11 protein-coding genes are annotated in these 6,703 nt (G+C 57.2%); 7 read left to right on the top strand and 4 right to left on the bottom strand.

The window, feature by feature from the left end:
- Nucleotides 1-244, top strand: a 244-nt coding sequence (locus tag CAPSK01_RS22575) for a hypothetical protein (RefSeq protein ID WP_273703441.1), incomplete at its 5' end; no start/stop codon positions are given.
- 313 nt (nt 245-557) lie between these two features.
- Nucleotides 558-977 carry an OsmC family protein gene (locus CAPSK01_RS09900; RefSeq protein ID WP_034925826.1) on the top strand — a complete coding sequence of 140 codons (420 nt, stop codon included), beginning with the start codon at nt 558-560 and terminating at the stop codon, nt 975-977.
- 98 nt (nt 978-1,075) lie between these two features.
- Here CAPSK01_RS09900 and coq7 read toward each other — a convergent pair whose 3' ends face one another.
- From coq7 to CAPSK01_RS09920, 4 genes are read right to left on the bottom strand one after another with little or no spacing between them, the layout of a single operon-like run.
- Complete coding sequence (coq7, locus tag CAPSK01_RS09905) at nt 1,076-1,696, bottom strand: 2-polyprenyl-3-methyl-6-methoxy-1,4-benzoquinone monooxygenase (protein ID WP_034926042.1); 621 nt, start codon at nt 1,694-1,696, stop codon at nt 1,076-1,078.
- Between the two features lie 47 nt (nt 1,697-1,743).
- Nucleotides 1,744-2,268 carry a CNP1-like family protein gene (locus CAPSK01_RS09910; RefSeq protein ID WP_273703442.1) on the bottom strand — a complete coding sequence of 175 codons (525 nt, stop codon included), beginning with the start codon at nt 2,266-2,268 and terminating at the stop codon, nt 1,744-1,746.
- A gap of 47 nt (nt 2,269-2,315) precedes the next feature.
- Nucleotides 2,316-2,861, bottom strand: a complete 546-nt coding sequence (locus tag CAPSK01_RS09915) for an RNA pyrophosphohydrolase (protein ID WP_034925828.1) — start codon at nt 2,859-2,861, stop codon at nt 2,316-2,318.
- A 20-nt stretch (nt 2,862-2,881) separates the two neighbouring features.
- Nucleotides 2,882-3,058 (bottom strand): hypothetical protein, encoded by a 177-nt coding sequence (locus CAPSK01_RS09920; protein ID WP_273703443.1) that lies wholly within the window; start codon nt 3,056-3,058, stop codon nt 2,882-2,884.
- 28 nt (nt 3,059-3,086) lie between these two features.
- On the opposite strand from CAPSK01_RS09920, the gene CAPSK01_RS09925 reads away from it, so the two are divergent.
- From CAPSK01_RS09925 to CAPSK01_RS09945, 5 genes are all read left to right on the top strand, one after another.
- On the top strand, nt 3,087-3,329 hold the full coding sequence (locus tag CAPSK01_RS09925; RefSeq protein ID WP_034925832.1) for a hypothetical protein: 243 nt from the start codon (nt 3,087-3,089) through the stop codon (nt 3,327-3,329).
- Between the two features lie 269 nt (nt 3,330-3,598).
- A complete protein-coding gene (locus CAPSK01_RS09930; RefSeq protein ID WP_034925834.1) occupies nt 3,599-3,904 on the top strand; it encodes an FmdB family zinc ribbon protein in 306 nt (101 codons plus the stop codon).
- Nucleotides 3,904-4,527, top strand: coding sequence for a DUF502 domain-containing protein (locus CAPSK01_RS09935; protein WP_034926046.1), 624 nt, complete (start codon nt 3,904-3,906; stop codon nt 4,525-4,527). The genes CAPSK01_RS09930 and CAPSK01_RS09935 overlap by 1 nt, the downstream gene beginning before the upstream one ends.
- 27 nt (nt 4,528-4,554) lie before the next feature.
- Nucleotides 4,555-6,357 carry an aspartate--tRNA ligase gene (gene aspS / locus CAPSK01_RS09940; protein WP_034925837.1) on the top strand — a complete coding sequence of 601 codons (1,803 nt, stop codon included), beginning with the start codon at nt 4,555-4,557 and terminating at the stop codon, nt 6,355-6,357.
- Between the two features lie 6 nt (nt 6,358-6,363).
- On the top strand, nt 6,364-6,703 hold a 340-nt coding region (locus CAPSK01_RS09945), incomplete at its 3' end, for a ribonuclease domain-containing protein (protein ID WP_034926048.1).

Raw genomic sequence — 6,703 nt, forward strand, 5'->3', positions numbered from 1 at the left:
CGCTGCGGGCATATGCTTGCCCGGCCCCGTGACGCCATGTTCATGTGGCAAAAAAAGCGCGGCTCAAGGGAGCCGCGCTAAATCCACACCAAAGGAGGAGGGTGGAGGAGACATGGGAAGCAGCCTGGAGGTGCTTGACCAACTTGACTGCAAAGTCATTGCGTTGAAAGAATTATGGATCATCCTAGGCTGGAATTCAAGTATTTTTTGTGCGTTGCGCCATTTTTTTGCAAGGATGGCCTGATTGGCGTATCTATGAATAGAAATAATTTATGTTCAATATGTTAGTGTAAAACTATCACATGTATTTTATAATACATAATGTTTAAAACCGCTATTTAAGCGCCAAACCTTGCAGATATGCTGCAATGCAGCATCGTGCTTCGCAGGATCTGGGCAACGCTTCCGGCTACAATCAATGTCCGGGCAAAGGTTCGGGGTTCGTTGCAGTGCTGGTTCGGCACACGCTGCGCGAAGTTCGTCTATTCGTCACCGACGACTACAGGTCATGTGTATCGAGGCCTGAGTCTCATGACCGTCTGAAAAAGGAGTAGCGCATGGAATGCAAGGTAAAGTGGACGGGCAACGGGATGTCTTTTGTCGCTGAAACGGGGAGCAATCACGCCGTGGTGATGGATGGCGCTCCCGAGGCCGGCGGACGGAATCTGGCGCCGCGGCCGATGGAATTACTGCTTGCCGGGACGGGAGGGTGTACCGCGTTCGACGTTGTCCTGATTCTGAGGAAGGGGCGCCATGCCGTGACCGGATGTGAAGTCAGCCTGCAGGCCGAGCGTGCCGAGACCGAGCCAAGAGTCTTTACCCACATCCATTTTCACTTTCGCGTGAGCGGGAAGCAACTCAAACCGGAAGCGGTTGCGCGTGCCATCGAGTTATCGAAGGACAAGTACTGCTCTGCCTCGATCATGCTTGGCAAAACTGCCGAGATTACGCACGACTTCGAGATCGTCGATGCCTGACGGTCATGATTTTTTTCAGACACCTCCGATCATGGAGGCCATGATCGTTGCCCGCTTCCCAGACCTCTCCTACGTAAGTCGCTGACGCGAGACTCTCATTAAATGTAATAAGCAGTACGAGTCATCGTTCGCGCCGCAAGTTTCATGAGCATGCTAGCCGGCGACGGCAATTCACGTGCGCCAAGACGGACGGCGGTTTCGGCGTGCGCTATCTCGTCGAGCCGCATCTGCGCCACGATCGCTCGTGATTTGGTATCCTGGTTCGGCAACTCGCTCAGATGATGGTCAAGGTGTGCCTCGACCTGCCTCTCGGTTTCGGCGAGAAATCCCAGGCTCCAGGGGTCGCCCAGCTTACCTGCGGCAATCCCGATGCTCAGCGCACCAAGGTACCAGACCGGGTTTAACAGGCTCGGGCGTCCACCGAGTTCAACAAGACGGTGCTCGGTCCAGGCCAGATGTTCGGTTTCCTCGTTCGCGGCCTTCACCAGTGCTTGCCGAAGGGTCTGATCACGACAGATCAGTGCCTGCCCCTGGTAAAGCGCCTGTGCGCAGACCTCACCAACGTGATTAATGCGCATCAGGGCACTGGCATGCGCACGCTCCCGGTCAGACAATTCCGCTTCCGGCTCCTTGCTTCCCGGCACTTCACGAATGGTCTGTGCCGGTGCGAAAAGCGTGCGCAGGGCTTTGTCAAATTCGATGACTAATCGGTCTGAAATCATCCGTTGCCTTTGCTGTCGCGGTTCAAGTGCATCAATGATCGATACTAGCGGCGCATCATCGAAGGGTGGCCACCACGCCGCAACGCTTCACGAACTTCGTCGGCGTTGCGTATCGAGATGCCAATGGGGCAGAAATAATCGGTATAAAGTTCGGCGTGGTGTCGATTGAGCGAGTTGTCTACAATTTTGACCCACTGATCGCTGCGCGCTTTCGACCAGGTCTTGTCTGCGCGGCCAAGAGCGTAAATCCGACGTTCGGCGGTCGAACAGTCCATTGCCTCATAACTCACATTCTGTGCGCCGGAAGGGCTGACGATCACCAGGGTATAGCGGAATATACCGTCGCTGCCGATGCTCAGCGACTCGCTGTCAATCATGAATTTGTTGTCGGTCATCGCACTGACCACAAAAGGGATCAGCTTGTCGGGTTGCGGAAATGCGGGCAACGGCACCTCACCCTGCATCTCGCGCTTTTCTTCGACTTCGCGGTTGGCAGTGGCCGACCAGCCTGCCGAAGGAAGTACCGCCATTGCCAGCCAAAGCCAGCCGACCAATGTTCCGCCCGACATGTGCCGGCGGGTTCGCCTGCGATTACGCTGTACCTGCCGGGAGCGATTCATTCCTTGCCGACAATTTCAGCAGGCGCAGGACTTTGGCCATGCGGGGAAGCAGGGCGTCCACGACGGTGATCCGAATTGAGAAAACGAGCGAGTTCATTCAGGGCCTGCTCATAGACCCGGCGCTTGAACTCGATTACCGCGTCAAGTGAAACCCAGTAGGTGTTCCACCGCCAAGCATCAAATTCGGGATGGTCGCATGAACGCAAGGAGACGTCGCAGTCTCGCCCAATCAGACGCAGCAAAAACCAGATCTGTTTTTGCCCTCGGTAACTGCCACGCCATTCGCGTCTTACCCAGTGCGTCGGCACTTCGTAACGCAACCAGTCTTTGGTCCGACCGAGAATGTACACGTGCTCGGGCAGCAAGCCGATTTCTTCATGCAACTCCCGGTACATCGCCTGTTCGGGCGTTTCTCCCCGCTTGATACCACCCTGCGGAAACTGCCATGAATGTTCTCGGATACGCTTGCCCCAGAAGACCTCGTTTCTGGCGTTACAAAGAATGATGCCGACGTTCGGGCGATAGCCTTCACGGTCAAGCATTTCTAGAACCTGCAAATCGATTAGTTACCGCATTTTTCCACATTTTGTTGCTCTTGCAAAGCATTGCGTGGCTTCCACAAATCGGCCACGATCTGCGAGGCATCGGCGTCCAGGATGTCGGTCTGGATGAGCTTCCCTCTGTTCTTTACGCCCCCTGTGCTGTCGAGGGATTTGACGAATTGCCGTTCTTCGACCAATACTTTCTTCGTTTCTGGAGAGCACACCATGCTGAACACCCTGCGCGCAACTCTTTTCCCCTCGGGCGTTGTTTCCTTCGATGAATCGGTGCAGATCACCGAACCGACCAGGGTTCTGGTGACGCTGCTCGACGAGCACCCGTTCCCAGCCACGACCGACCCGTTGAAATGGCCCATGTATGACGAAGACGGCGATGTCTGGGAGGAACTGCTGAACTTTCGCCCCTGGCAGCCGATGTCGAATGCCTCGCTGGAAGAGGAAACGAGCTGACACGCAGTATGGCGGGCAAGGGTGCGACCGCTGTCGCAGTACTGTCCGGCCGGACAATCGCAACCTCGTTGCGGCGTGCTGGCCAGGAAATCCACGGCCAGCAGTACCTTGCTCATCGTAAGCGGCCGCTGACCAGGGAACTCGGCATGTGCACACAGGGCATGTCATCTTGAAGCTGCGCCGAAGTACGCCGTTGGCGCACGCAGCAGCCTGACCTGCCGCAGTTCGCGTATAATCACAGGTTTTCAAGCGTTTTCTGAGGGTTACTCATGCCGATCTACGCCTATCGTTGCGGTTCCTGTGGCTTCGAGAAAGATCATTTGCAAAAACTGAGCGACGCGGCATTGCACATCTGTCCCCAATGCGGTCAGGCCACCTATACCAAGCAGCTGACCGCTGCCGGTTTCCAGTTGAAAGGCAGTGGCTGGTACGCAACCGACTTCAAGGGGGGTAAATCGCCTGCGTCGACCGAAAAACCGGAAGAAAACGAAAAACCAAGCGAAACAAGCACCCAGACATCCCAGGAAAAAGGGCCTACCTGCGTGACCGGAGCGACGGCGTGCGCCGACCACTGATCAAGCGCTATTTCATCACCGGCTTGCTGATCTGGGTTCCTCTGGCAATCACCGCCTGGGTACTGGTGCTGATCGTTGGGGCCATGGATCAGTCCTTGCGCTTGTTGCCGGAAGCGATACATCCGCGCACGGTGCTGGGTTTCGACATTCCGGGTGTCGGGGCGGTCCTGACCTTGCTGATCATCTTTCTCACCGGGCTCCTCGCTGCCAATTTCATCGGGCAGCGGCTGGTCGCCTGGTGGGAGTTGTTGCTGGCACGCATTCCGGTCGTCAATTCGATCTATCATAGTGTCAAGCAGGTTTCAGACACGCTTTTTTCATCATCCGGAAACGCTTTTCGCAAAGCATTGCTGATCGAATATCCGCGGCGTGGCTCCTGGACAATTGCTTTTCTCACCGGTCAACCGGGCGGTGAAGTGCTTCGGCATCTCGATGGCGAGCATGTCAGCGTCTACGTGCCGACGACACCGAATCCGACTTCGGGCTTCTTTCTGATGCTGCCGAGAACGGAAGTCATCGAACTCGACATGAGCGTGGACACCGCACTGAAGTACGTGATCTCGATGGGCGTTGTGGCTCCACCTTTACGACCGCAGACCGCGAACGCTTCCAGCCGGCCATAACCTCAAACAAGTCACTCGGAAAACAGCATGCGTACTCATTATTGTGGGCAAGTCGATTCACAGCTTATTGGCCAGGAGGTCACGCTTTGCGGCTGGGCGCATCGGCGCCGCGACCATGGCGGCGTGATCTTCGTCGATCTCCGCGACCGCGAGGGTCTGGCACAGATCGTATGCGACCCCGATCGTCCGCTGATGTTCAAGGCCGCCGAGTCGGTCCGCAACGAGTTCTGCCTGCGGATTACCGGCAAAGTCCGCGCCCGACCTGAGGGCACGGTCAATCCCAACATCGCCAGCGGTGCGATCGAGATTCTTTGCCACGAGATGGAAATCCTTAATCCGTCGGTGACACCACCGTTTCAGCTCGACGAAGAGAACCTGTCGGAGAACATTCGTCTGCTGCACCGGGTGCTTGACCTGCGGCGTCCGCAGATGCAGAACAACATGCAACTTCGTTACCGCACGGCGCGGGCCTTCCGCCGCTTTCTGGACGATGCCGGTTTCATCGACATCGAAACCCCGATGCTCACCAAGAGCACTCCTGAGGGCGCACGCGACTATCTGGTTCCCTCGCGAGTGCATCCCGGCCAGTTCTTCGCCCTTCCCCAGTCACCGCAACTTTTCAAGCAGTTACTGATGATTGCCGGGTTTGACCGTTACTATCAGATTACCAAGTGCTTCCGCGATGAGGATCTGCGCGCCGACCGTCAACCGGAATTCACCCAGATCGATATCGAGACCTCGTTCATGAGCGAGGGCGAAATCATCGAACTGATGGAAGCACTGATCAGGGCGGTGTTCAAGGAGGCGATCGCTGCCGATCTGCCCAATCCCTTCCCGCGCCTGAGCCATGCTGAAGCGATGCATCGCTATGGTTCAGACAAGCCCGATCTGCGCGTGACTCTCGAACTCGTCGAAGTCGCCGACGCGCTGAAGGATGTCCCTTTCAAGGTCTTTGCCAGTGTCGCCAACAGCGAGGGAGGTCGTATCGCTGCCTTGCGCATTCCCGGTGGGGCCAGCCTGACTCGTGGCGAGATCGATGCCTACACCCAGTTTGTCGGCATCTATGGCGCCAGAGGGCTGGCCTACATCAAGGTCAACGATGTCACGCAGCTCAACGAGGCGGGCCTGCAATCACCGATCGTCAAGAACCTGCACGTGCGCGCATTGCAGACGATCGTCGAGCGGACCAGCGCGCAGTCGGGAGATCTGATTTTTTTTGGTGCCGACAGATGCAAGGTGGTCAACGACGCGCTCGGTGCCCTGCGCACCAGAATCGGACATGAAAAAGGCTTCGTCAATGGCCATGCCTGGGAGCCGGTATGGGTTGTCGACTTTCCGATGTTCGACTATGACCCAGAAGAGAAGCGTTGGACGGCTTGCCACCACCCTTTCACCAGTCCGAAGGACGAGCATCTGTCATTGCTCGAAAGCGATCCGGGACGCTGCCTGGCCAAAGCCTACGACCTGGCACTCAACGGTTCCGAGCTCGGTGGTGGATCGGTGCGGATTCACCGTGCGGCAATCCAGGAACAGGTTTTCAGGGCGCTCGGTATCGGTAAGGAAGAGGCGCAGCTCAAGTTCGGTTTCCTGCTCGATGCCCTCAAGTACGGTGCTCCTCCCCACGGTGGTCTGGCTTTTGGCCTGGATCGCATCGTGACGCTGATGGCCGGAGCCGAGTCGATCCGTGACGTGATCGCCTTCCCGAAAACCCAGCGTGCGCAGTGCCTGCTCACCGACGCACCGAGCGGTGTGGACGAAAAACAACTCCGGGAACTGCACATCCGTCTGCGCCAGAGAGTCGAAACGCAGGTCGAGATTGGCAAAGGGTAATTGCAGGTGCTGAAAGTCGTGACCCTTCTGCGGCTGTTGCTGCTGGCCGCGCTGTTCGGTGGTCTGCCTGGCGTAGCCCAGGCACGTGAACCCAGGTCCCTGGCGAGCATTGCGTTCGCCGATTTGCCACCCGAGGCCGTACAGACTCTGCGTCTGATTCGGCAGGGCGGACCCTTTCCCTACCCGCGCAAGGATGGAAGCATATTTGGCAATTTCGAGAAACACTTGCCCTTGCAGCCACGCGGCTACTATCGAGAGTACACGGTGCCGACGCCGGGTAGTCGCGACCGTGGAGCGCGACGAATCATTGCCGGAGAGGGACGCGACGGCGATGTCGCGTCCCTCT

Origin of the sequence: Candidatus Accumulibacter vicinus (assembly GCF_000584955.1) — a bacterium.
GTDB lineage: Bacteria > Pseudomonadota > Gammaproteobacteria > Burkholderiales > Rhodocyclaceae > Accumulibacter > Accumulibacter vicinus.